This is a genomic window from Mycobacterium sp. NGS16 (assembly GCF_059813225.1).
Genome location: NZ_JCALEE010000005.1, coordinates 22,234 through 46,372 on the forward strand (window position 1 = coordinate 22,234; position 24,139 = coordinate 46,372).

Genomic DNA, 24,139 nt, shown 5'->3' on the forward strand with positions numbered 1-24,139 from the left:
GCGAAGTGGGGCCGATCGCCGACCGGGTGGCGCCGGTATCAGAGGCCGGGACGACGCGGCCACGAAAAAAGGGCAGCCAATCGGCTGCCCTGTTCCGTCAGACGTTGCGTGTTACGGCTCGAAGCGGCGGCGGAAGCGGTCCTCCATGCGGCTGGCGAAGGTGCCGCTGCTGCCCTTGACCCGACGCTGCTGGCTTCCGCCCGCCTTGGCCGCGCCATCGCGGCCGGCCGTGGCGTGGTTGCCGGTGATCGCGAAGACCACCCCACCGAACATGACCACGAAGCCCAGCACGCTCAGGATCAGGAAACCGGGGTTGACGGTCGCGTAGAACGGGATCCCCGAGACCAGCATCACCAGCCCGACCAAGAACAGTGCCATGCCCTGTAGCCGCCGCCGGGTGGTCGGGGTACGCAGAGCACCACCGCGAACGCTGGAAGCGAACTTCGGGTCCTCGGCGTAGAGGGCGCTCTCGATCTCATCGAGCATGCGCTGTTCATGATCGGAGAGTGGCATTCGTCCCTCCTTGCCGACGGCCGCTCACATCACTGCCCACGGCTGGCTACGGACTGTGCGGGCAACTAATACTGATAATACGAGGTCGACCTGCGGTGTACCACAGGCTTCCTCAGCTGATTGTAGCCGCGGTCCGGCGAGGCCGAACCACAACCGCCGACGTCCTCCGGATAATGGATCCGGCGCGCCGCACTACCGACCGGGAGAGGAACCTGCACGTTGGCGACATTGCTCATCGACCTGTCGCCGCACGATATGGCGGATCGCCTCGGCGAGGCGCTGCGGGTGTACGTCACCGCGATGGGCTACCCGCCGGGCACCGAGAACCAACGTGCCGCGATGTGGCTGGATCACACCCGCCGCCGCGGCTGGCAGGGCGTGGCCGCCCTGAACGGCGAAGACGGTGGTTCCAGCGCTGAGCTACTGGGCATCGCCTACGGCTACTGCGGAGCACCCGACCAGTGGTGGCAGCAGCAGGTGGTGCTGGGCCTGCAGCGCCGCGGGCTGCCGCGCCACGCCATCTCGCGCCTGATGACCAGCTACTTCGAGCTGACCGAGTTGCACGTGATGCCGCACTCGCAGGGCAGCGGCCTGGGCGAGGCGCTGGCGCGGCGGCTGCTCGCCAGGCGCGCCGAGGCCAATGTGCTGCTGTCCACCCCGGAAATCAGCGGCGAAGGCAACCGCGCCTGGCGGTTGTACCGGCGGCTGGGGTTCACCGACGTCATCCGTGGTCACCACTTCGCCGGCGACCCCCGGCCGTTCGCCATCCTGGGTCGGCCCCTGCCGTTGGAGCAGTCGTCAGCGCAGCACCCGGCCGGTCTGGCACGATGACCTCCGTGCATGTTCGGCGTTCGCCCCGGTCCACCGCATACCGCCGACTGCTGGCCCTGGTCGGGCTGTTGCTGATCACCGCGCCGCTCACGGTGGGGTGCGTGCGCATCAAGGCGACCATCACCGTCTCCCCCGACGACCTGGTCTCCGGGCAGATCATCGCGGCGGCCAAGCCCCGCAACGACAACGACACCGGCCCCAAGCTCAACGCCGACCTGCCGTTCGCCCAGAAGATCGCGATCTCCGGCTATAACCGGGACGGCTACCTCGGCTCGCAGGCGGTGTTCTCCGACCTGACCTTCGCCGAACTGCCCCAGCTGGCCGAGATGAATCGCGACGCGGCCGGGGTGAATCTGGCGCTGCGCCGCGCCGGCAATCTGGTGATCCTGGAGGGCCGGGTGGATCTCACCTCGCTCAGCGACCCGGAGGCCGACGTCGAATTGAGCGTGGCGTTCCCCGGCGAGGTGACCTCCACCAACGGCGAACGCGTCGGCCTGGACACGGTGCAGTGGCGGCTCAAGCCGGGCGTGGTGAGCACCATGACCGCGCAGGCGCGCTACACCGATCCCAGCACCCGATCGTTCGCGCGCGCCGCCATGTGGCTGGTGTTGTCGACGTTCGGTGTGGCCGCCGCGGTGGCGCTGATCGCCTGGCAGGGCCGGGACCGCTCACCGCGATTCGCGTCGACTCAGGACGCCGCCGGCGACCAGTAGTCGAGCATCTGCGCGAACGTCGTGAACGCGGCCGCGGAGACCCCGTACGTCGCCTCCAGGTGAATGCTCAGCGGGAAGCCGAGGTCGGCGACCCCGTCGACCACCCGCTTGTACAGGTCGAGCATCAGCTTGCGCCGCTGCTCGGGTTCGCTGCCCGACAGGGTCTTGACGAACGCCTGCTCGGCCGCCACCGCCGCGTTGCCGGGGTCCTGGATCAGCCAGTTGATCAACCCGACCCGGTTCTCGACCGTCGGCACGAAACCGAAGGACAGCAAGATCTCCGGGCGGGCGTCGCTGTGCCGGGCGAACTCGGTCAAAAACGGCACGATCGCATCGGAGTACAGCAGTTGGGTCAGCCCGAACGTCGCGCCGCGGTCGCACTTGAAGCTGAACCGGCTGATCTCGTCGGCGCGGGTCGGGATCAGGATGACGCCGCGGTTGGGCACCTCATCGCGGAATGTCGCCAGCGCGTCGGTGGGCGCCACCCCGGAGCCCTCCCCGTCGGCCATGGTGCGGGGCACGCCGACGAAGACGACACCTTCGATGCCGGCCGAGGTCAGATCGTCGAGCCGACGGCGCAGCGCCGGTTCGTCGGAGAACGCGGTGACCTGAGTGCACAGCCCGGCCATGCCCGGCAGCTCCGGCTTGATCGCGGTCCAGAAGTCCAGCACGTCGAGCTTGGGCTTCATCTCGACCGGGCGGTCGTCCTCCTCGGCGATCATGCCGGGCATCAGGATGTGCCGGATCCGGCCTTCAAGACCGGATTCGGCCGCGAACCGCAGCACCTTGCCGGCCTCCTCGCAGGCCTTGTCCCGGGGCTGCTGGTCGCCGGAGTCCAGGTTCGGTGGGACAAGCTCGAGTGCGACGGTGTTCAAGGTCACGAGGTTGCTCCTCATCGAAGGCGGTCAACGGGCCGCGGCGGCATCGCCGGCCCTCCGCGGAGAAGGCACGAGCGGCACGGCGGCCGACACGGCCGCAAGATGCTTGAGCCTATCGGCCTCACGTCAGCGCCGCCTGGCTGAGTCCCCCCGGGCGTGATGGCACACTCTACGCTGGACGCACGCCGGGAGTCCCGGTCCGGGCCGAGTGAGAAAGGGGCGCCGCGCTGAGCTTCAAGGCCACAGCAGCAACCGCACCGTCGGCCGTCGAATTGGCCGGCGCGGTAACCGAGCAGTTGCGCTCCTACCTGCGCACCCGCCGTACCGACACCGCCTACATGGGCGATGACTACCAGGCCCTGATCACCGGCCTGGAAGAGTTCGTGCTCAGCGGCGGCAAGCGGCTGCGTCCGGCGTTCGCCTACTGGGGCTGGCGCGCCATCACCGGCCGCGACGCCGTCGCCGACGAGCTGCTGCTGTTCTCGGCGCTGGAACTGCTGCACGCGTGCGCGCTGGTGCACGACGACGTGATCGACGCGTCGGCGACCCGCCGCGGCAGCCCGACCACCCACCACAAGTTCGCGGAGCTGCACCGCCGTCGCGGATGGCGGGGCGTCCCCGAACAATTCGGGATTTCGGCCGCCATCCTGCTCGGTGACCTGGCGCTGGTCTGGGCCGACGACATCGTCGCCGGTACCGACCTGCCCGCCGGTGCGCAGCGCCGGGTGCGGCGGGTCTGGTCAGACATCCGCACCGAGGTGCTCGGCGGGCAGTACCTCGACATCGTGTCCGAGGCCAGCGGTGTCGAGTCGATCGCATCGGCGATGGCGGTCAACACCTACAAGACCGCCTCCTACACGGTGGTGCGCCCGCTGCAACTGGGGGTCGCGGCCGCGGCCGACCGGCCCGACATCCACGCCCTGTTCCACGAACTGGGCACCGACCTCGGGGTGGCGTTCCAGCTGCGCGACGACGTGCTGGGCGTGTTCGGGGATCCGGCGGTGACCGGCAAACCGTCGGGCGACGACCTGCGCTCGGGCAAACGCACCGTGCTGGTGGCCGAGGCGGTGGAGCTGGCCGACAAGTCAGATCCGGTGGCCGCCAAGCGGTTACGCACGTCGCTGGGCACCGCGTTGACCGATGAGCAGGTCCGCGAGCTGTGCGAGGTGATCGAGGCGGTGGGCGCGCTGGCCGCCGTCGAGGACCGCATCGATGTGCTGACCCGTCGCGCCATGGCTGCCCTGGCGGCCGCGCCGATCGACGAGGTTGCCAAAGCCGGACTGACCGACCTGGCCCGCCTGGTCGCCGACCGGTCCGCCTGAGGACCCGGAGCGCCGATGCCCACGCCCACCACCCCACCGGCCCCAACCGTGTCCACCGCTCCCGCCGGAGCCGGCTCGCGGCTGCGCCGCTTCGCCACCAGCGAGCAGGCCGGCGCGGCGTGGCGCGGCTGTCTGGGAGCCCTGCTGATCACCTTGGGCGGCCTGGGGGCCGGTAGCACCCGGATCCAGGACCCGGTGCTGGAATCGGTGCACCTGTCCTGGCTGCGCTTCGGCCACGGCCTGGTGCTGTCGTCGGTGCTGCTGTGGACCGGGGTGGCGGTGATGCTGCTGGCGTGGTTCGGTCTGGGCCGACGGGTGATCAACGGCACCGTAACCACATACACCTTGATCGCCACCACCGGTTTCTGGCTGGCGCCGTTGCTGTTGTCGGTTCCGGTGTTCAGCCGCGACACCTACTCCTACCTCGCCCAGGGCGCGCTGCTGCGCGACGGTTTCGACCCCTATGTGGTCGGCCCGGTGGAGAACCCCAACCCGCTGCTCGATGACGTCAGCCCGATCTGGTCGGCAACGACGGCGCCCTACGGTCCGGCGTTCATCCTGATCGCGAAGCTGGTGACCATCTTGGTGGGCGACAACGTGGTGGTCGGCACCATGGTGTTGCGGTTGTGCATGCTGCCCGGGCTGGCGCTGTTGATCTGGGCCGCGCCGCGGGTGGCCCGCCGGGTCGGGGGTACCGCCCCGGCGGCGCTGTACCTAGCGGTGCTCAACCCGCTGGTGATCATCCACCTGATGGGTGGCGTGCACAACGAGATGCTGATGGTGGGTCTGATGATCGCCGGGATCGCCTTGACCCTCGACGGCCGCCACCTGGCCGGGATCACCCTGGTGGCGCTGGCCGCAGCGGTCAAGGCCACCGCCGTCATCGCCTTGCCGTTTCTGGTCTGGGTCTGGATGCGCCGGCTGCGACACGAACACCGCGGTTCAGCGAGGCTCGACGAAGGAGAGCCGAAGCTGGAACCGCGACACGAACACCGCGGTTCAGCGAGGCTCGACGAAGGAGAGCCGAAGCTGGAACCGCGACACGAACACCGCGGTTCAGCAAGGCTCGACGAAGGAGAGCCGAAGCTGGAACCGCGACACGAACACCGCCGCTACCCCGCGGCGACGGCGTTCCTCATCGCGGCAGGCATCGCCGCCCTGATCGTGGTGGGGGTCTTCGCGGTGCTGTCCAGCTTGGCCGGTGTGGGTCTGGGCTGGCTGACCGCTCTGCTGGCCGGCAACGTCAAGATCATCAACTGGCTCACCGTCCCGACCGCGGCCGCCAACCTGATCCACGCCGTCGGCGGACTGTTCGCCCCGGTGAACTTCTACGCGGTGCTGCACATCACCCGGATCACCGGCATCGTGGTGATCGCGGTGGTGCTGCCGGCGCTGTGGTGGCGGTCCCGTCGCGACGATCGCACGGCGGTGGCCGGGATTGCCTGGGCCATGCTCATCGTGGTGCTGTTCGTGCCGGCGGCATTGCCCTGGTACTACACCTGGCCGTTGGCGGTGGCGGCCACCCTGGTGCGCTCCCCCACGGCGATCGCCGCGATCGCCGCGGCCTCGACCTGGATCATGGTCATCTTCAAACCGGACGGCTCACACGGCATGTACTCGTGGCTGCACGTGATCGGCGCCTCGGGCTGCGCGCTGTTCGCCTGGTACCGGCTGTCGAAGGCCGACGAGGCACCGCGCGGCCAGGCGGGACAGCGAGCCGGCTGAGGTCAATACGCCATCGCCTGCGCCCGGCGCATCACCTCACGCGCCTGGTGGGCGTGCAGCGCGTCGATCGGGCGGGCGTTTGGCACCGACTCCTTGACGCCGTCGCGGGTCAACGACAGCGACGAGTCCGGGGTGAACAACCAGCGCACGATGTCGGTCTGCTGGTAGCCCCCGTCGTGCAGCACCGCCAGCAGCCCCGGCAGGCTCTTGACGACGTCCCCCTCGGAGGTGAAGAACACCTGCGGGACCAGCAGCACACCGTCGCGCCGCACCGCGACCAGATGGTTGTCGCGCAGATACTGATGCACCTTGGTGACCGGCACCCCGAGCATTTCGGCGACCCGGGGCAGGTCGAAGGTCGGTTCGTCGGGCTCTAGGACGTCGTCGGCGGCCGGGATACTGCTCACGCCACGAAGTCTAAAGCGTGCCGAACAACTCGGTTGAGTGTTGGAGACCGCCCTTCGCGGGCGTCCGTCGGTTCAGGCCGCGGCTGCGCTGTGAATGTCGGCTCCACGCATCATCCGGGGTGGTTTTCACCACCTCGCAGCTGTTGGTCAGCGCCGTCTCGTCGGCGGGCTTTGGCGGCCCGGCCTCCCGGTCCGGGGACCGCTGACGGTCATCGCGGCGCGCCCGGGCGAATGCGGATGCACAACCGCTCGTTCGACACGCCTTGGAACCGCCGCAGCGGGCGCCCACCCACATACCATGACCAGGTGACTTCCACGTGGGGGCCGGACGCACTCGAAGGCGCCCTGTTGGACGGGCGGTACCGGGTCGGGACCCGCATCGCCACCGGTGGCACCTCCACGGTGTACCGGGGTCTCGATGAGCGCCTGGACCGCCCGGTCGCGTGCAAGGTGATGGACCTGCGCTACGCCGGCGATCAGCAGTTTTTGACCCGGTTCCAGCTCGAGGCGCGGGCGGTCGCCCGCCTGAAGGACCCGGGGCTGGTGGCGGTCTACGACCAGGGGTTCGGCACACCGCTCGATCCCGGACAGCCGTTTCTGGTGATGGAGCTCGTCGAGGGCGGGACCCTGCGGGAACTGCTCAACGAGCGCGGCCCGATGCCCCCCCACGCCGTGGTCGCGGTGCTCCGCCCGGTACTGGGGGCGCTGGGCATCGCGCACCGCGCCGGCCTGGTGCACCGCGACGTCAAACCGGAGAACATCTTGATCTCCGACGACAGCGAGGTGAAGGTGGTCGACTTCGGGCTGGTGCGGGCCATCGCCGCGGCCGGAATCACCTCGACCAACGTGATCCTGGGCACCGCGGCCTACCTGTCACCCGAACAGGTCCGTGACGGAAACGCCGGGCCGGCCAGCGACGTGTACGGGGTCGGCGTGCTCACCTACGAGCTGCTGACCGGCCGCACCCCGTTCTCCGGCGACTCGGCGTTGACGGTGGCCTACCAGCGGCTGGACCGCGACGTCCCACCGCCCAGCTCCGCCATCGACGGTGTGCCAAGGGAATTCGATGACCTGGTGGCCCGGGCCACCGCGCTGGACCCGGCCGACCGCTACGCCGACGGCTTCGAGATGGCCCGCGACGTGGCGGCGATCGCCGAACGGTTGGAGCTGCCGGCGTTTCGGGTGCCGGCCCCACGCAACTCCGCTCAGCACGTCGCGGCGTCGCCCCAGCGCGCGACGCTGCACATGGCCCGCGAACCGCAGCACCCGGCGGCCGACACCGATACGCAATATCAGTTGGTGACAGGGCAATTCGCCGGAATCGAGTTGAGCCGGTTCGTGCTGGAGCGCCAGCATGCGCGCCGGATGGTGCTGATCTGGCTGGCGGTGGTGTTCGCGCTCACCGGATTGGTGGCCGCGGTCGGGTGGACGCTGGGCAACAACGTTGGCGCGCTGCTGTAGCCCCTCGCCGCGCGCGCAGAAACGTCAGCCGCGCAGCATCTCGGCGACCAGGAACGACAACTCCAGGCTCTGCTGGGTGTTGAGTCGCGGGTCGCACGCCGTCTCGTAGCGACCGCCCAGGTCCGCGTCCGAAATGTCCTGGGCCCCACCGAGACACTCGGTGACGTCCTCCCCGGTGAACTCCAGGTGGATCCCGCCGGGATGCGTGCCCAGCGCATGATGCACCTCGAAGAACCCCTGCACCTCGTCGACGATCCGGTCGAAGTGCCGGGTCTTGTGGCCGGTGGAGGCCTCGTGGGTGTTGCCGTGCATCGGGTCGCACTGCCAGATCACCTGGTGGCCGGTGGCCTGCACCTTCTCGATGATGCCGGGCAGCAGGTCGCGCACCTTGTTATTACCCATCCGGCTGACCAGCGTTAGCCGGCCGGGCACATTGTTCGGGTCGAGCCGCTCGACGTATTCGACCGCCAGCTCCGGCGAGGTCGTCGGCCCGAGCTTGATGCCGATCGGGTTGGCGATCAGCTCGGCCAAGCCGACGTGAGCGCCGTCGAGCTGCCGGGTCCGCTCCCCGATCCAGACGAAGTGCGCCGACAGGTCGTAGAGCCGTGGTTCGCCCTCGATGTCGGCCATCCGCAGCATGGCGCGCTCGTAGTCGAGCACCAGCGCCTCGTGGCTGGCGTAGATCTCGGCGGTCTGCAGTTCCCGGTCGGCCACGCCGCAGGCGTTCATGAACTTCAGGCCGCGGTCGATCTCCCCGGCCAGCGCCTCGTAGCGGGCGCCCGCCGGCGAGGTGCGCACGAACTCCCGGTTCCAGTCGTGCACCAGTTCCAGCGACGCCAGACCCGACGACGTCAGCGCGCGCACCAGGTTCATCGCCGCGCTGGCGTTGGCGTAGGCCCGCACCAGCCGGGACGGGTCGTGCTCGCGCACCGCGGCATCCGGAGCCAGCCCGTTGACCATGTCACCGCGGTAGGACTTCAAGCCGAGGGCATCGATGTCGGCCGAGCGGGGCTTGGCGTACTGGCCGGCGATGCGGGCGACCTTGACCACCGGCATGGACGCGCCGTAGGTCAGCACCACCGCCATCTGCAGCAGGGTGCGGATGTTGCCCTTGATGTGCGGCTCGGTGTTGTCGGTGAAGGTCTCGGCGCAGTCGCCGCCTTGCAGCAGGAAGGCCTCCCCGCGGGCGACCTGGGCCAGCAGCTCCTTCAGCCGCACGATCTCGGAGGCCACCGTGATCGGCGGGACGCTCTCCAGCACCGTTCGCATCGCCTTGGCCTGGTCAGCGGGCCAGCTCGGCTGCTGAACGGCCGGCCGGGCCAGCGCGGCGTCGAGACGCTCACGCAGGTCCGTGGGCAGCGGCGGCAGCGCCGGCAGCTGGTCGATCGGTACGTCAACGGTCCAGTTCACCCGACCATGGTAGCCGGGCGCCGACCTGCCCTGATCAGGCCAGTTCGTCTGCGGTGATCACCTGGAAGCGACGCAACTGGTCACGGGCGTCCACCAGCGCGTCGTGGCTGCCCGCCGACCGCGGCGGCAGGCGCGGCCGGCCCCGGTCCTCCCACAGTTGACGCAGCTCATGGGTGAACCGCGGGATCGGCGCCGGAAGGTCGGGCATGGTGCCCCACAGTTGGCAGAGCACCACGTGGTCATAGGCGGCCACCCAGGCCCACAATTCGATCGGCTCGCCGCGTTCGACCCCCAGGAATTCCTCGAGGTCGGCGCGGATCCGGCTGCGCGAACGCCAGGCCTGGGACGCCGGGGAGGGCAGCTTGGGCAGCACGTGGGTGCGGACCCATTGCCCGGCCCGGGCGGGATCGAACTCGGTGGACACCGCGTAGTACTCGCGACCGTCCTCGGCGACTACGCCGATTGAGATCAGCTCGATGGTGCGGCCGTCCTCGATGAACTCGGTGTCGTAGAAGTACCTCACCGCCACGGACCGCCGGGTCTCGGCAGCGGGGGAACCGAGAATGGCCTGGTGGGCGCCGAGGCGTCCGCGACCGCACGGTTGGGCACCGGACGTTGGGGGGCTGGCCCGGTAGGCACTCTGGGCCGTCCGATCCAGATCGGCTCGGTCGGCGCCGAGGCGGCCCGCACCTCGCGGTCCAGTTCGGCGTCGACGACCCGCTCGTCGGGCAGCTGGGGCCGGCCCGCGATGGCGTCTTGGAGCCAGAGCTTGGCCTGCACCACCGGGCGTCGCAGCCGCCGTTCCCGCTCCAGCGCGCGCCGCATCCGCTCCCGGCTGGCCAGGTAGCGCCAGCGGGCCCACGGCGCATGCGGCCGGGACAGCCGGATTGCACCGATCACCAGCAGCGGGAAGAAGAACATCCCGATCAGCCCGGTCCAGACCTTGCCCTTCAACAGCACCACCACACCCAGCGGCAGCGCCATCACCAACCCGGCGAACACCCCGGTGCGGATCAGCAGCGAGGACGTGTCATGCCACGCCGACAGCAGAAACGTCAAGGGGTGAAAGCCCAGCACCAGCAGGCCGGTCACCGCGGCAGCGGCGAATACCGCGTCCACCGAGGCGCGCCCGTCCTCTTCCCAGTACACGTCGGATAGGTGCAGGATCAGCGCGTACTCGTCGAGCACCAGCGCCGCGCCGATCCCGAAGGCGATCGCCGACAGGCTGAACGCCGGTTCGTGCCCGTGCGGTCCCGCCGCCACCAATGTCACCCCGGCGACCATCACCAGCACCACCCCGAACACCACGTGGTGGATGTGCTTGGAACCGATGTGCACGTTGCGCGGCTGCCACCACCGCGGCGCGTCGACGCGCCCAGCGGTGCTGCGGATGTAGCGGACCACCGAGCGGGTCACCAGAAACGTCACCAGGAACGCGAGCAGGCAGCACAGCAGCGGCAGCCTGCCCCGATCGACGATGTCGTGGCGGAACCATTCGAGCACCTAATGAAACGTACGCCGTCGTGGCACACCGCGCCCGGACCACCGTCGGTATGGCGTGGGTACCCGATAGGCTGTGCTGCGACATGAGTACATCGCGGCCGCCCGACCCGGGCCGTCGGCACGGGGGCGCCGCCGTTTGGTGGATCTTCGCCCTGCTGGCGATCGGAGCCCTGGGCTACACGACGTGGCGGGCGCTGGGCAGCACGCCCTATCACATCGACGTCGACGTCTACCGGATGGCCGCACAGGCCTGGCGCGACGGGCAGCCGCTCTACGGCGACGACTGGTTTGCCACCCAGATCGACGGCACGGTGCTGCCGTTCACCTATCCCCCGATCGCCGCCGTGTTGTTCGCCCCGCTCACCTGGGTGTCGCTGGGTGCGGGCACCGCCGCGCTGACGCTGCTGTCGACCCTGCTGCTGGTGGTGTCCATCACCATCGTGCTCAGCGGCCTGGGCGTCGGCGTCGGTCGCGGGAGCGGTCCCCTGTGGTGGCGCCGGGGCGTGGTGGCCGCGGCGATCGTCGCGGCGGCCATCTGGCTCGACGCCGAACCGATCTGGGCCAACTTCGACTTCGGCCAGGTCAACGCGGTGCTGATGACGCTGGTGCTGGCCGACTGTGTGCCGCGGCGCACCGCCTGGCCGCGCGGCGCGCTGCTCGGGGTGGCGGTGGCGCTGAAGCTGACCCCGGCAGTGTTCCTGCTGTATTTCCTGCTGCGCCGCGACGGCCGTGCCGCGGTGACCACGGTGGCGTCGTTTCTGGCGGCGACCCTGGTGGGTTTCGCGCTGGCCTGGAGCGACTCCTGGCAGTACTGGACGCACACGGTCCGCAACACCGACCGGATCGGCGGGGCGACGCTGAACACCAACCAGAACCTGGCCGGCGCGCTGGCCCGGCTGCCGCTGGGCGAACATCAGCGCTCTGTGCTGTGGCTGGTGGGTTGCCTGCTGGTCCTGGCGCTGACCGTGTGGGCGGCCCGCCGGGTGCTGAACTGGGGCGCTGCCGGGGCGCCGACGTGCGCGCTGGTCTGCGTGGCGCTGTTCGGGCTGGTGGTGTCCCCGGTGTCGTGGTCACACCACTGGGTGTGGATGCTGCCGACGGTGGTGGTCACCGGGGTGCTGGCCTACCGGCACCGGGCGATCGCGCTGGGCGTGCTCAGCGCACTGGGGGTGGCGCTGATGCTGCGCAGTCCGATCGAGTTGTTGCCCGAGCATCATGAGGCCGGCGCGGCGTGGTGGCGTCAATTGGCCGGGACATCATATGTGTGGTGGGCGCTGGCGGTGATCGTCACCGCCGGTGCGTCGCTGGGTCGTGGCCGCCCGGCGGCCCCGGATCAGCCGGCGGCGGTTTCCGGAAACCGGGCGACCGGCTGAGCCGTTGCCCCATCTTGTTGCGGGGCACCGTTTTTCAGACTGGCCGCGTAGATGTCGACGTACTCCTGACCGGACAGGCCCATCAGTTCGTAGATCACCTCGTCGGTCACGGCCCGCTCGATGAAGCGGTTGTCGGCCATCCCGTCGAAGCGGGAGAAGTCCATCGGCTTGCCGAAACGGACCGTGACCCGGCCGAACCGGAGCATCTTGGTGCCCGGCGGGTTGACCACGTTGGTTCCGATCATGGCGACCGGAATCACCGGGACGCCGGTGTGCAGCGCGAGCCGGGCCAGGCCGGTCTTGCCTTTGTACAACCTGCCGTCGGGGGAACGGGTGCCCTCGGGGTAGATGCCCAGCAGCTTGCCCTCGTTGAGGATCCGTTCGGCGGTGGTCAGCGCCGCCTGCGCGGCGTCGGCGTTGGTGCGGTCGATGGGCACCTGCCCGACCGCGGTGTAGAACCAGCGGGTGAACCAGCCCTTGATCCCGGTGCCGGTGAAATATTCGGACTTGGCCAGGAAGGTGATCCGGCGGCGCACAACCAGCGGCAGGTAGAAGCTGTCCATGACGGCCAGGTGATTACTGGCCAGGATCACCGCACCCTCATCGGGGATGTTCTCCAATCCCTCGACTTTGGGACGGCCGATCAAGGCCAGCAAGGGGCCCAGTAGTACGTACTTGAACAGCCAATACCACATGGCCCCTCCCTTCCAACCACGAACATCGGCCGTGTTCGCGCCAACTTTACCGACCATGCGTGGCTACGGCCACACGGTGATTCGTCACACGGACGATTCCCCGGAATTCCTTAGGTTGCTTGGTTTTCAGGGCTCAGTGCTCGACGGTGACCGGGATGTGCTGGTAGCCGGACCGCGTCGGTGCACCCCCGTCGCCGCCGGGGGGCGGGCCGCCGGGCGGGCTCGGCGGCTCACCGGTCTCACCGACCACCGCCCGGATCACCTCGAACAACGCGACACTGTGATCGGCGATGACGGTGAGCAACGGGTGTTCTTCGCCGGTCACCAACGCCGCCAGCGCACACACCGGGCACCACACCTGCTGACACTTGCCCGGACCGTCACCGGACGCCGCCAAGAGTGCCGCCCGCACCGCCGGGTCGAGACGGTCCAGAATCGCCTGGGCAAGCTTGCGCAACTCGGGTCCCAATTCACCCAGATCGGGGTGCGCGCCAGCGCTCAACGTCGCGCCTCCTCGTCCCTGCTCACCGGCCACACCTGGGGGTCCGGCCGGAAACGCACCGTCAACTCGCTGCCCCGCAACGTTGCGTCCAAAACCGTGCATCGCCGCAGCACCGACGCCAGCCGAACTCGGCGTCTGGTGCCGCCGGCACCGATGATCAAGTCGTCACCGGACCGCCCCAGGCTGAGCGAACCGGAGTCGACCTGGGGCAACTCTAGCCGCAATCGGTACACCGCCCCCAGTCCGGAACCCGACTCCCGGTCGACAACCGGGCGTAGGGGTCCCGGCGGCGCCGACCCGTCGCGGCGTCGGCTGCTCTCGAGGAGTTCGGCCAGCGCTTTGGGTCCGATCGGTTCCCCCGCCAGGTGGGGTACCAGCACCATCGCCACGTCGCCGATGGCGCGATCCAACTCGTCGAGGACGCCGTGCTGTTCGCGGATCCGCTCGGCGTACCAGTCGAACGCCGGGTGGGCGGGCAGATTGGTGTAGACGTACGAATCATCTTGCAACAAAATCTGATTCACGATCAGCTCATCGACGCGCACGCCTGTCAGGGCCAGCGTCCCCAGGGTCCGTACGGCTTCGGCGGCCACCACGCGCTCAGCGGTCAGCACCAGGTGCGCCCCGACCAGCGCCTCGTCGGTCAGCAGCGCGGCAAGCCGCTCGGCGGCACCGCTGACCCGCTCGATCAGCTCGACCAGTGCGGCCGACCTGTCCTCGGCCGCACTGAGTCTGCGGTGCCTCGGCCAGGACCGCTCCGCGTACAGCGCCACCGCGGCGGGCAGCGTCAGCATCCGCATGGCGTCGGCGGTGGACGCGCAGTCGACGACGACCCGATCCCACCGGCCGCTGCCGGCCAGTTCGCCGACCTCGTGCAGGCCGAGCACCTCCTGGACGCCGGGAAGCGCCGAAAGCTCTTCGGGGGCAAGATCTCCCAGATCCGACTCGGGGAATCGCTCGGACAGCACCACGACGACTTCAGCCCAGTGCGCCTCGAGCAACGCCAGGGTGTCCAAGGCCAGCACGTCAAGCCGGCCGGGACCGGCGTCGTCGAGCCCCACCGAAACCAGATCACGGCCACCACTGGGCGCCACCGTCACACCGAGCACGTCACCGACCGAATGCGCCTGGTCGGTGGAGATCAACAGCACCCGGTTGCCGGCGCGGGCTTCCGCGACGGCGGTCGCCGCGGCCAGTGTGGATTTGCCCACGCCGCCTTTGCCGACGAACAGACTGATCGGCGCCACCGGGAGCACTGTGGGCGTTCCTGCCTCAGCCGGCCTCACTCAGCCTCGGCTCGTTTCTTCAGGTCCTTCAGCGCCGTGTCGGTCAATCGCCGCTCCGCCTTGCGCTTGAGCAGACCGATCATCGGAATCATCAGATCCACCGACAGCTCGTAAACGACCTCGGTCCCAGATCCCTTGGGCGCCAAGCGGTATTCGCCTTCCAGAGCTTTCAGCAGCGAACTGGAGACCAAGGACCAGCGCACCGAGCGACGGTCGGGCGCCCAGTCGTACTCGAGCACCATGGTGTCTTTGAGCACCGCCGCGTCCAGCACCAGCCGGGCCACCTTGGGGTACCCGTCGGAGTCGGTTTCGAGCACCTCGGCCTCGGTGTATTCCGACACCCAGTCGGGGTAGGCACCGATGTCGGCGATCACCTTCATCACCGTGCCCGGATCTGCCGCGATGAAGATGGTCTGAGCTGTCTTGTCCGCCACCTGGTTACTTCCCTAACTCGTTCCCGCCTGCCACCGGCCCTCGGCAGAGACGCTACCTCGCCGCACCGCGTGCCCGCCCGTTCCGCCCGGTCAGCTCACGGCGGTCGGCGCGACGCCCACCGGCCGGGACCGCTCGAGGCGGGCTTTCACCTCGAAGGCCATCCGCTTGCCGGCCACCCGGCGCCGGTGAACCAACTTCGGCAGGTTCATCCGGGCCAGCTGGCGGCCGGTCACGCCGGTGGGCTCAGCGTGCAGGAAGTAGTGCAGCATCACCCCGTCGAGCACCGGATCCAGCCAGATCTCCATGGTGCCGGTCAGCGGTCCGCTCACCGTCCATCGGACGCCCTTTTCGGCGCGGTCCTCGACCACGTGAAGCTGCAGGTCCGGCCACCACCGTCGCCAACTCGACCGGTCGGCGACCACAGCGCCGACCTGCGCGCCGGGTGCGGCGATGAACGTCTCGTCGGCAACCTGGATACTGTTCATCGCCCCAGCTTCACATATGCCGCCGTGCGCGCGGAACGCCCCGGGTGCGCAGCCGCGTTCTGCGCGGCCGTGGCAGTGAACGCCGTCACACCCGCCGTCGGGCGCCGACTAGGCTGGGCACACCGACAGCTGGCTGCCAAGAGAGGTCATCGCATGCGTGAGTTCAGTGTTCCCGCGCCGTTCACCGTCGAGGAGCACGACAACGTCGCCGCGGTCGTCTTCGAACACGAACGCGACCATCCCGACTACGTCATCTACCAGCGCCTCGTCGACGGGGCGTGGACCGATGTGACCTGCGCCGCCGCGGCCGCACACATCCGTTCGGCCGCACTGGGTCTGATCGCCCACGGCGTGGCGGCCGGCGACCGGGTGGTGATCTTCTCGGCGACCCGGTATGAGTGGGCCATCCTGGACTTCGCGATCCTGTCGATCGGCGCGGTGACCGTGCCGATCTATGAGACGTCGTCGGCGGAGCAGGTGCGCTGGGTGATGGAGGACTCCAGCGCGGTGCTGGCGTTCGCCGAAACCGACGCCCACGCCCAGATGGTCAACGAACTCGCCGGTGAGCTGCCGGCGCTGCGACGGGTGCTGACCATCGACGGGTCGGGTGCCAAGGCGCTCGACGAACTCGCCGAGGCCGGCGCCGGCGGCGACCCGGCGCAGGTCACCGCGCGCCTCAACGCGCTGAAGGCCACCGACCCGGCCACCCTGATCTACACCTCGGGCACGACCGGGCGCCCCAAGGGTTGCGAGCTCACCCACTCCAACCTGATCTACGAGGTGCGCGGCACCAAGGCCGCGCTGCCGACCCTGCTGGGGCCCGGCCAGCGGCTGCTGATCTTCCTGCCCCTGGCCCATGTGCTGGCCCGCGCCCTGACCCTGGCGGCCTTCACCAACCGGGTCACGGTCGGGTTCACCAGTGACATCAAGAATCTGGTGCCGATGTTCTCGGTGTTCAAGCCGACCGTGGTGGTGTCGGTGCCCCGGGTGTTCGAGAAGGTCTACAACACCGCGGCGCAGAACGCCGCCAACGACGGCAAGGGCCGGATCTTCGAGATGGCCGCCCAGACCGCGGTGGACTGGAGCGAGGCCACCGACCGCGGCGGGCCCGGGCTGCTGTTGCGCGCCAAGCACGCGCTGTTCGACCGGCTGGTCTATCACAAGCTGCGTGCGGCGCTGGGCGGCGACTGCCGTGCCTCGGTGTCCGGCGGTGCGCCGCTGGGTGAACGACTGGGCCATTTCTACCGCGGTGTCGGACTGTCCATCTACGAGGGCTACGGCCTGACCGAGACCACCGCCGCCGTCACCGTCAACCCGGTCGGCGGGATGAAGGTCGGGACGGTCGGAACGCTGGTGCCGGGCAACAGCATGCGCATCGCCGACGACGGTGAGTTGCTGGTGCGCGGTGGGGTGGTGTTCAGCGGCTACTGGCGCAATGAGCAGGCCACCGCCGAGGCGTTCTCCGACGGCTGGTTCCGGACCGGCGATCTGGCCGACATCGACGCCGAGGGCTACCTGAAGATCACCGGCCGCAAAAAGGAGATCATCGTCACCGCCGGCGGAAAGAACGTCGCTCCCGCGGTGCTCGAGGACCAGCTGCGGGCCCATCCGCTGATCAGCCAGGCGATGGTCGTCGGTGACGCGCGGCCGTTCATCGGGGCGCTGATCACCATCGACCCGGAAGCCATCGAGGGCTGGAAGCAGCGCAACAGCAAGGCCAGCGCCGCCACCGCCGCGGAACTGGCCTCCGACCCCGACCTGATCGCCGAGGTGGACGCGGCGGTCAAGCAGGCCAATCTGGCGGTGTCGCACGCCGAGTCGATCCGCAAGTTCTCGATCCTGCCGGTCGACTTCACCGAGGCCACCGGTGAGCTGACGCCGACGCTGAAGGTCAAGCGCAAGGTGGTCGCCGAGAAGTTCGCCGATGCGATCGAGGCGATCTACGCCAAGGACTGAGCCGGCCCGGGTGTCACGGCTTAGGCCCGCAGCAGGTCGGCCATCCGCCCGGCCAGCGTGTCCCAGCGCCAGTGACTGGTCACCCAGTCGCGTCCGGCGGCGCCCATCGCGGCAGCACGGTCCGGGTCGGCGAGCAGTCCGCTGACGGCGTCAGCGATTGCGGCGACCGACCGGCCGTCGACCACCCGCCCCGTCCGGTTGTCCAGCACGGTCTCCGGGGCGCCACCGGAGCGACCGGCGACGACCGGGACACCGGCCGCTGAGGCCTCCAGGAACACGATGCCCAGCCCCTCGACGTCGAGCCCGGCGCCGCGGGTGCGGCACGGCATCGCGAAGACGTCGCCGAGCAGGTAGTAGGCCGGCAACTCGGCGGCCGGCACGCCGCCGGTGAACGTCACGGCATCGGCCACCCCGCAGTCTGCAGCCAGCTTGCGCAGCTTCTCGGCGTAGGGGCCGCCGCCGACGATCACCAGCGCGGCCCCGTCTACCCGCTGCCGAATCACCGGTAGCGCCCTGATCAGCATGTCCTGGCCCTTCCGTGGCACCAGCCGCGACACACAGACCACCGTGGGCCGCCCGCCCAGCCCGTGCCGGACCCGCAGTTCGGCGCGGGCGCCGGGATCGGGACGGAACCGGTCGGTGTCCACCCCGGGCGGCAGGTGTTCCAACGCGGCCTCCGGCCCGAACGCCGAGGCGAACCGGCCACGGGTGTAGTGGCTGACGAAGGTGACGGTGTCGCAGGTCTCGCCGATCCGGCGCAGCACCGAACGGGCCACCGGCAGCATCGACCAGCCGACCTCGTGGCCGTGGGTGCTGGCCAGTACCCGGCTGGCGCCCGCGGCGCGGGCCCGCTGCGCCAGCAACGCCAGCGGGGCGGCCGCGCCGAACCAGACGGTGTCGATGGCCTGTTCGGCGATCAGACGGCGCATCCGGGTGTCGACGGCGCGGCCCGGCAACATCAGCGTGCCGGGATGGCGCACCACCCGGTAGTCCGCGGATGTCGCCGCCTCGTCGAAGGCGTCGGCGCCCTTCCATTGCGGCGCATACACCGTCACGTCGTGGCGTCCGGAGCCGGCGATGCGGCGCACCAGCTCGTCCAGATAGCACTGGATGCCGCCGGGACGCGGCGGAAAATCGTTGGTTACCAGCAGGACCCGGCTCACTGCAGGGATGCTAGCGCGGTGACGGGTCGGGCCGCCCGCGGCACGACGAGGAACCGGGCAATCAGCGTCAACCCCGCCACTGCCGCCACCCGGCGAGCAGGTCGGACAGATCCACCCCGAGCACCAGCGGCACGGCCACGGCCGGCTCGACATGACCGGGGCCGCAAGCCGACAGATACAGCTCGCGCAGCTTGGCGGTGCCGAAACGGTCGGCGACGAACCGCGCGAACTCCCACGCCCGGTCGTAGGCCTGCGCCCGTCGCGGGCCCGGCACGTCCAGGTCGGCGTCCGCGGGCAAAGCCACCGGGGCCACCGGGGCAGCGGCCGAATCCGGGGCGGGGCGGGCGACGAAATCGGCGACGCCCTCGGTGAGCCAGCGCGGCGCGTCGATGGCGGTATCGGCGCGAGCCGCGAAGTGGAAAAGCTCGTGGGACAACACGATTCGCAGCGCCGGCGTGCTCATCGCCGCTGCCCCGGGGGCGAACACGATCCGCTGGCCGCTGACCTGCCGGCGTTCGGGATCGACCCGGTCGGCCACCGCGACCGCGGCCACGTCGGACCACTGTTCGACGTCGACCCCGCCGGCGTCTCCGCCGGCCAGGGCGGCGAATTGCCGATCCGAGCCGGTCGCGGTCACCTCGATGCGGTGCGCCCAGTCGGTCCCCCAGAACGCCTCGACCGCCGCGACGGCCTCGCCGATGTTCGCCTCGATGCGGGCCAGCAGTGCCGCGCCCCGCGGGCCACCGTGATTCTGCACAACGACCCTACGGTGATCGCCCACGATCAACGGCGCATCGGCCGGCGGAGGCGTCGCCACGGTCAACACCGCCGCGGCGGCGATCAACTCGGCTGCCAGCACTGCGGCCAGCAGCCGGCGGATGCGGCGGCGCTCAGTAACGGCGGGCGTTGTGGATCGGGCCGGAGGAGTTCATCGGAACCACCCGGACCGGCTGACCGTAGGTGGACGAGTGGATCATCATGCCGTCGCCGACGTAGATCCCGGAGTGAGAGGCGTCCGAGTAGAAGGTCAGCACGTCACCGGGCTGCAGGTCCGACAGGGCCACTGGCTGACCGCCGTTGGCCTGCGCCTGGCTGGAGTGCGGCAGGTTGATGCCGGCCTGGTGGAACGCCCACATCACCAGCCCCGAGCAGTCGAAGCCGCCTGGTCCGGCCCCACCCCAGACGTAGGGCGTGCCGACCTGGGTCAGTGCTGCCTGCACGGCGGTTGCCGCGGCACCTCCGCCGCCGCCGGGTGCGCCCAGCGGCAGGTCCCCCGGGGGCGGGGCGTCGAACCCGGGAGCCGGCAGACCCGGCGGCGCCGCCTCGGGGCCGGGTGCCCCCGGCGCGGCCTCCGGGACCGGCCCGGGTGCGGCCATCGCCGTGCGCTGCTCGGGGGTGAGCGCGTAGTACTGCGACTTGACCACCGAGATCTGCAGCTGCAGGCGGCTCTGCTTGGCCTGCAGTTCGGCGCGCACCGCAGCGGCCTGCTCGGCCGCTGTCCGGGCCTCCTCGGCCGACTTGGCCGAGGCCTGTTCCGCCTGGTCGGCCTGGTCACTGGCGGCGCGGTAGCGCTCCAGTTGCACCGATAGATCCCTGGCGACCACCCGCTGGACGGCGAGCTTGTCGATCAGCTGCTGCGGCGACTCGGCGGTCAGGATCGCGTCCATGCCGCCAACCCGGCCACCCATATAGGTGGTGGCGGCGAACCGGTTCACCGCCGAGCGGTAGGTGGACAGCTGCTCCTTGGCGGCGACGAGCGCGGCCTGGTCAGCGGCGTGTGCGGCGTCGGCGGCCTGCTGTTCGGCCAGTTTCTGGTCGAGGTTGAGCTGCGCGGTGTGCATCGCCTCGGTGGTCTGCTCGGCCTGCCGGGACAGCTCGCTGAGCTTCGCCAGCGCGTCATCAGCCGGGTCAGCATGCACGCAGCCGACGAATGTGCCGGTCAGGGCCGTGACGCCGACCGTGAGGCCAGCCGCAACACCGAGAACAGGACGCCTAAAAGCACGCAGATTCCACCGCATACGTTCGAGCTTCAAGATTGCATCCTTAACACTGCCAAGGGAGGTACGTGGCCGTGCCGCCGCCGAAAGTACGTAAGGTCTCGAACAGGTTACGAAATGGCAACGGCGTTGTCCATCGCGAGCTGCCACTTTAACAGCCGGGCCCGTCCGAGCCCCAAAGCGGCGCGCCGGAGGTCAGGCTACCCCGGACCGGCGCGCCGGTCGGCGTTCTCCACGGATCGGCACCAACCGCAACCGCGGCGCCATGCCGGCGTCGGCGAGCACCTCCAGGGCGGCCCGCTCGTCTTCGAGTAGCTCGTCGGGCACCCCCAACAGCACACTGACCACACAGTCCCGGCAGGCGGGGCCGCGGACCGCACAGTCATCACAGTCGATCACCACCGGCTCCGGATCGGCCCGCTGCGCGTCGCGGTGACCCGGCTGGTCGGAGATCTCTCCCATGGTGATTCCTCTCGATCGGTTGCCGGCACGTTAGCGCCGGGCACCGACAAGCCGGCCACTGCGATGTCGGTGCCGCCGCCTACGGTGCTGCGCATGACCCGCCGCGCTGATGCAGGGCAGCTGAGCCTTCTTTCGTTGCCGGGCCAGCTCGAAGCCGCCCCGGCCGCCACGGCGTTGCGGGACACCACCTTCGTGGTGGTGGACCTCGAGACCACCGGTGCGCGCGCCTCCCCCGGTGCCGACGGCGCGGCAGACGCCATCACCGAGATCGGCGCGGTCAAGGTCCGAGGCGGCGTGGTCGAAGGTGAGTTCGCCACCTTGATCAACCCGCAGCGCGGCATCCCACCCCAGATCGTCCGGCTGACCGGGATCACCACGGCGATGGTGCACGACGCGCCCACCATCGAGGCCGTGTTGCCGACCTTCCTCGAATTCGCCGGGTTCGACCGCGGTTCGGTGCTGGTCGCCCACAACGCCGGATTCGACGTCGGCTTCTTGACGGCGGCCGCGCAGCGGTGCGGGCTGGGCTGGCCGCGGCCGCCGGTGCTGTGCACGGTCCGGCTGGCACGACGGGTGCTCAGCCGGGAAGAGGCACCCAGTGTGCGACTGGCCGAGTTGTCCCGGCTGTTCGCGGTCAGCAGCACCCCCACCCACCGGGCCCTCGACGATGCCCGCGCCACCGTCGACGTCCTGCACGCTCTGATCGAGCGGGTCGGTAACCAGCGGGTCCACACCTTCGCCGACCTGCGGGCCTACCTGTCACACGCCACACCGGCCCAGCGCCGCAAGCGGGCCCTCGCCGACGGGCTTCCGCACCGCCCGGGGGTTTACCTGTTCCGCGGCCCGTCCGAGGAGGTGCTCTACATCGGCACCGCCACCGACCTGCGCCGCCGGGCCGGCGCGTACTTCAACGGCTCCGATCGCCGGCGACGCATCGCCGAGATGGTGGCTCTGGCCACCCGGCTCGATCATGTCGAGTGCGCCCACCCGCTGGAGGCGGGGGTGCGCGAACTGCGGCTGCTGGCCGCGCACGCCCCGCCGTACAACCGGCGGTCGAAGTTTCCCCGGCGGTGGTGGTGGATCGCCTTGTCGCAGGAAGCCTTCCCCCGCCTCGCGGTGATGCGGGCACCCCGCCACGACCGGGTGATCGGGCCGTTTAGCTCCCGCGCCGATGCCGCCCAGACCGCCGCCCTGCTGGCACGGTTCACCGGAATCCGCACCTGCGCAACCCGTTTGAGCCGAACCAGCCGGCACACCTGCCCGCCGGCCGAGGTCAGCCCCTGCCCGGCCGCGCCGGAGTTGACCGCCGCGCAGTACGCCGAGAACGTGCAGCGGGCGGCGGCGTTGATCGCCGGCACCGACAACCATGCGCTACGCGCGGCGGTGCGCCAGGTAACCGCGCTGGCCGACCGCGGGCATTACGAAAGTGCCGCGCGGCTGCGCGACCACACCGCCGCGGCGATCGATGCGCTGTGGCGAAGCCAGCGCGCCCGCGCGCTGGCCGCGCTACCGGAGCTGGTGGCCGCCGCGCCGGACGGCGCCGGCGGCTGGCACGTCGCGGTAATCCGCCATGGCCGGCTGGCCGCGGCCGGCTGCGCCGCCCGGGGCGTGCCACCGATGCCGGTCATCGACGCGATCACGCTGGGCGCCCAGGCGGTGGTGCCCGAGCCGGCGCCGTTGGCCGGTGCCCTGGTCGAGGAGACCAGGCTCATCGCGCGCTGGCTGGCGGCGCCGGGCGTGCGCATCGTGCGCGTCGGGGCCCTCGAAGGCGAGAACGCCGGGTGGGCATCGCCAGTGGGCTCGGCCGGGCCGTGGACCGCGTGGGCGGCGCTGGCCCGCTCGGCGCGGCTGGCTTCAGAGCTGGGCGCCGAAGCGGACCCAGCGAGCGAGCAGCTGTTCGGCCGCGCCGCTGTCTATCGCCGCGACAGCGCGCTGCAGCCCGTCCTCCCAGGCCGGCAGCCATTCAGCGCTGCTGGATAGCCCGGCATGGGCGACCAGCGCCCCGGCGGCGTTGAGCACCACCGCATCGCGCACCGGGCCCGGGGTTCCGGCCAGCACCGACCGGGCCTCTTCGGCGTTGGCCTGGGCGTCACCGCCGAGCAGCTGGTCCACCTCGGCGCGGGCGAACCCGAACCCGGCGGGGTCGAACGTCAGCCGGTCGATAGTGCCGGCCTGCACCCGCCAGATGGTGCTGGTCGTGGTCGTGGTCAGTTCGTCCAGGCCGTCGTCGCCGTGCACCACCAGCACGCTGGACCGCCGCGCCGCGAACACCCCGGCCATCACCTCGGCCAGCTCGCCGAAGGCGCAGCCGATCAGGCCGGCCCGCGGCCGGGCCGGGTTGGTCAGCGGACCCAGCAGGTTGAACACGGTGGGCACGCCGATCTCGCGACGCGCCACCGACGCATTGCGGTAGGACGGCTGGAACTGGGGAGCAAAGCAGAACCCGATGCCGACCTCGGCGACGCTGCGCGCCACCGCGTCAGGCCCCAGGTCGATGCGCACGCCCAGCGCCTCGAGGGTGTCGGCGCCGCCGGACAGCGAACCGGCCGACCGGTTGCCGTGCTTGACCACCGGCACACCGGCGGCGGCCACCACGATCGCGGCCATCGTGGACAGGTTCACGGTGTTGGCGCCGTCACCGCCGGTGCCAACCACGTCCACGGTGTCGGTGCCGATCGCGTCGGTGGGAACCTTGCGGCCGTAGGCCAGCATGACGTCGGCGAGCTCGGCGACCTCGGCGGCGGTCGGGCCCTTCATCTGCATGGCCACCCCGAAGGCCGCGATCTGCGCCGCGGTGGCGCTGCCGCCCATGATCTGCTCCATCGCCCAGGCCGCCCGGCCCCGGGCCAGATCCGCGCCGGACGTCAGCGCGCCCAGTACCTGCCGCCACTGTGCTATCTGCGCTATCGGCTGTGCTTCACCACCCGGCTCGACCACGCGCCGATCGTCGCATGCGGCCCGCACGCCACCAAAGCCGCCCGGAAACGAGCAGGTAACAGCAGAACCAACAGCAGTTCGCAGG

General features: G+C 70.3%; 23 protein-coding genes and 1 pseudogene. 8 read left to right on the forward strand and 16 right to left on the reverse strand.

Annotated features, from left to right (window positions below; genetic code table 11):
• Positions 1-111: 111 nt before the first annotated feature.
• Positions 112-513, reverse strand: coding sequence for an SCO2097 family morphological protein (locus tag AC5Y4Q_RS13665; RefSeq protein ID WP_064924154.1), 402 nt, complete (start codon positions 511-513; stop codon positions 112-114).
• Between the two features lie 219 nt (positions 514-732).
• Here AC5Y4Q_RS13665 and AC5Y4Q_RS13670 point away from each other — a divergent pair, with 219 nt between their 5' ends.
• Complete coding sequence (locus AC5Y4Q_RS13670; RefSeq protein ID WP_064924155.1) at positions 733-1,344, forward strand: GNAT family N-acetyltransferase; 612 nt, start codon at positions 733-735, stop codon at positions 1,342-1,344.
• Positions 1,341-2,057, forward strand: a complete 717-nt coding sequence (locus AC5Y4Q_RS13675; protein WP_064924156.1) for an LppM family (lipo)protein — start codon at positions 1,341-1,343, stop codon at positions 2,055-2,057. The genes AC5Y4Q_RS13670 and AC5Y4Q_RS13675 overlap by 4 nt, the downstream gene beginning before the upstream one ends.
• Here AC5Y4Q_RS13675 and AC5Y4Q_RS13680 read toward each other — a convergent pair.
• A complete protein-coding gene (locus AC5Y4Q_RS13680) occupies positions 2,033-2,938 on the reverse strand; it encodes a mycobacterial-type methylenetetrahydrofolate reductase (protein WP_064924157.1) in 906 nt (301 codons plus the stop codon). The two genes, AC5Y4Q_RS13675 and AC5Y4Q_RS13680, sit on opposite strands and share 25 nt — an antisense overlap.
• A gap of 269 nt (positions 2,939-3,207) precedes the next feature.
• Between AC5Y4Q_RS13680 and idsA2 the strand changes: the two genes are divergently transcribed.
• Positions 3,208-4,257, forward strand: a complete 1,050-nt coding sequence (gene idsA2, locus AC5Y4Q_RS13685; protein ID WP_499959319.1) for a bifunctional (2E,6E)-farnesyl/geranyl diphosphate synthase — start codon at positions 3,208-3,210, stop codon at positions 4,255-4,257.
• A gap of 15 nt (positions 4,258-4,272) precedes the next feature.
• Positions 4,273-5,982 carry an alpha-(1->6)-mannopyranosyltransferase A gene (locus tag AC5Y4Q_RS13690; RefSeq protein ID WP_499959321.1) on the forward strand — a complete coding sequence of 570 codons (1,710 nt, stop codon included), beginning with the start codon at positions 4,273-4,275 and terminating at the stop codon, positions 5,980-5,982.
• A 2-nt stretch (positions 5,983-5,984) separates the two neighbouring features.
• On the opposite strand, the gene AC5Y4Q_RS13695 is transcribed toward AC5Y4Q_RS13690, so the two are convergent.
• On the reverse strand, positions 5,985-6,389 hold the full coding sequence (locus tag AC5Y4Q_RS13695) for an Rv2175c family DNA-binding protein (protein WP_064924160.1): 405 nt from the start codon (positions 6,387-6,389) through the stop codon (positions 5,985-5,987).
• A gap of 306 nt (positions 6,390-6,695) precedes the next feature.
• Here AC5Y4Q_RS13695 and AC5Y4Q_RS13700 point away from each other — a divergent pair, with 306 nt between their 5' ends.
• Complete coding sequence (locus AC5Y4Q_RS13700; protein ID WP_064924184.1) at positions 6,696-7,850, forward strand: protein kinase domain-containing protein; 1,155 nt, start codon at positions 6,696-6,698, stop codon at positions 7,848-7,850.
• Positions 7,851-7,874: 24 nt separating this feature from the next.
• Here the strand turns inward: AC5Y4Q_RS13700 and AC5Y4Q_RS13705 are convergent, their stop codons facing one another.
• From AC5Y4Q_RS13705 to AC5Y4Q_RS13715, 3 genes are read right to left on the reverse strand one after another with little or no spacing between them, the layout of a single operon-like run.
• On the reverse strand, positions 7,875-9,260 hold the full coding sequence (locus AC5Y4Q_RS13705) for a class II 3-deoxy-7-phosphoheptulonate synthase (RefSeq protein ID WP_064924161.1): 1,386 nt from the start codon (positions 9,258-9,260) through the stop codon (positions 7,875-7,877).
• Positions 9,261-9,294: 34 nt separating this feature from the next.
• Entirely contained in the window at positions 9,295-9,783 is a 489-nt protein-coding gene (locus tag AC5Y4Q_RS13710) for a polyadenylate-specific 3'-exoribonuclease AS (RefSeq protein ID WP_064924185.1), read from the reverse strand.
• The gene (locus AC5Y4Q_RS13715) at positions 9,780-10,763 is read right to left on the reverse strand and encodes a hypothetical protein (RefSeq protein WP_499959324.1); all 984 of its coding nucleotides are present in this window, start codon (positions 10,761-10,763) and stop codon (positions 9,780-9,782) included. Before AC5Y4Q_RS13715 ends, AC5Y4Q_RS13710 begins: the two co-directional genes overlap by 4 nt.
• A gap of 83 nt (positions 10,764-10,846) precedes the next feature.
• Here AC5Y4Q_RS13715 and AC5Y4Q_RS13720 point away from each other — a divergent pair, with 83 nt between their 5' ends.
• Positions 10,847-12,136 (forward strand): glycosyltransferase 87 family protein, encoded by a 1,290-nt coding sequence (locus tag AC5Y4Q_RS13720; protein ID WP_125225768.1) that lies wholly within the window; start codon positions 10,847-10,849, stop codon positions 12,134-12,136.
• Here AC5Y4Q_RS13720 and AC5Y4Q_RS13725 read toward each other — a convergent pair.
• The 5 genes from AC5Y4Q_RS13725 to AC5Y4Q_RS13745 all read right to left on the reverse strand — a co-directional run bounded on the left by AC5Y4Q_RS13725 (position 12,097) and on the right by AC5Y4Q_RS13745 (position 15,539).
• Entirely contained in the window at positions 12,097-12,831 is a 735-nt protein-coding gene (locus AC5Y4Q_RS13725) for a lysophospholipid acyltransferase family protein (protein ID WP_064924164.1), read from the reverse strand. The genes AC5Y4Q_RS13720 and AC5Y4Q_RS13725 overlap by 40 nt on opposite strands.
• Before the next feature lie 133 nt (positions 12,832-12,964).
• Positions 12,965-13,333, reverse strand: a complete 369-nt coding sequence (locus tag AC5Y4Q_RS13730; protein ID WP_499959327.1) for a hypothetical protein — start codon at positions 13,331-13,333, stop codon at positions 12,965-12,967.
• The gene (locus tag AC5Y4Q_RS13735) at positions 13,330-14,580 is read right to left on the reverse strand and encodes an ArsA family ATPase (protein ID WP_499959329.1); all 1,251 of its coding nucleotides are present in this window, start codon (positions 14,578-14,580) and stop codon (positions 13,330-13,332) included. Before AC5Y4Q_RS13735 ends, AC5Y4Q_RS13730 begins: the two co-directional genes overlap by 4 nt.
• Positions 14,581-14,615: 35 nt before the next feature.
• Positions 14,616-15,053 carry an SRPBCC family protein gene (locus tag AC5Y4Q_RS13740; protein WP_064924166.1) on the reverse strand — a complete coding sequence of 146 codons (438 nt, stop codon included), beginning with the start codon at positions 15,051-15,053 and terminating at the stop codon, positions 14,616-14,618.
• Positions 15,054-15,143: 90 nt separating this feature from the next.
• A complete protein-coding gene (locus AC5Y4Q_RS13745; protein WP_064924167.1) occupies positions 15,144-15,539 on the reverse strand; it encodes a hypothetical protein in 396 nt (131 codons plus the stop codon).
• A 153-nt stretch (positions 15,540-15,692) separates the two neighbouring features.
• Here AC5Y4Q_RS13745 and AC5Y4Q_RS13750 point away from each other — a divergent pair, with 153 nt between their 5' ends.
• Positions 15,693-17,495, forward strand: a complete 1,803-nt coding sequence (locus tag AC5Y4Q_RS13750; RefSeq protein ID WP_499959332.1) for an AMP-dependent synthetase/ligase — start codon at positions 15,693-15,695, stop codon at positions 17,493-17,495.
• 20 nt (positions 17,496-17,515) lie between these two features.
• Here AC5Y4Q_RS13750 and AC5Y4Q_RS13755 read toward each other — a convergent pair whose 3' ends face one another.
• The 4 genes from AC5Y4Q_RS13755 to AC5Y4Q_RS13770 form a co-directional block, all read right to left on the reverse strand.
• A complete protein-coding gene (locus tag AC5Y4Q_RS13755; RefSeq protein ID WP_499959334.1) occupies positions 17,516-18,658 on the reverse strand; it encodes a glycosyltransferase family 4 protein in 1,143 nt (380 codons plus the stop codon).
• A 67-nt stretch (positions 18,659-18,725) separates the two neighbouring features.
• On the reverse strand, positions 18,726-19,517 hold the full coding sequence (locus tag AC5Y4Q_RS13760) for a hypothetical protein (protein ID WP_428844438.1): 792 nt from the start codon (positions 19,515-19,517) through the stop codon (positions 18,726-18,728).
• Positions 19,518-19,548: 31 nt separating this feature from the next.
• A complete protein-coding gene (ripC, locus tag AC5Y4Q_RS13765) occupies positions 19,549-20,676 on the reverse strand; it encodes a peptidoglycan hydrolase RipC (RefSeq protein WP_207516064.1) in 1,128 nt (375 codons plus the stop codon).
• Between the two features lie 174 nt (positions 20,677-20,850).
• Positions 20,851-21,117: a hypothetical protein gene (locus AC5Y4Q_RS13770; protein WP_064924170.1), complete on the reverse strand. Its 267-nt coding sequence runs from the start codon at positions 21,115-21,117 to the stop codon at positions 20,851-20,853.
• Positions 21,118-21,210: 93 nt separating this feature from the next.
• Here AC5Y4Q_RS13770 and AC5Y4Q_RS13775 point away from each other — a divergent pair.
• Positions 21,211-23,034 (forward strand): annotated as a pseudogene (locus tag AC5Y4Q_RS13775) (DEDD exonuclease domain-containing protein); the annotation flags it as partial.
• On the opposite strand, the gene trpD reads toward AC5Y4Q_RS13775, so the two are convergent.
• On the reverse strand, positions 22,972-24,054 hold the full coding sequence (trpD, locus tag AC5Y4Q_RS13780) for an anthranilate phosphoribosyltransferase (protein ID WP_064924171.1): 1,083 nt from the start codon (positions 24,052-24,054) through the stop codon (positions 22,972-22,974). The pseudogene AC5Y4Q_RS13775 and the gene trpD sit on opposite strands and share 63 nt — an antisense overlap.
• Positions 24,055-24,139: the final 85 nt, after the last annotated feature.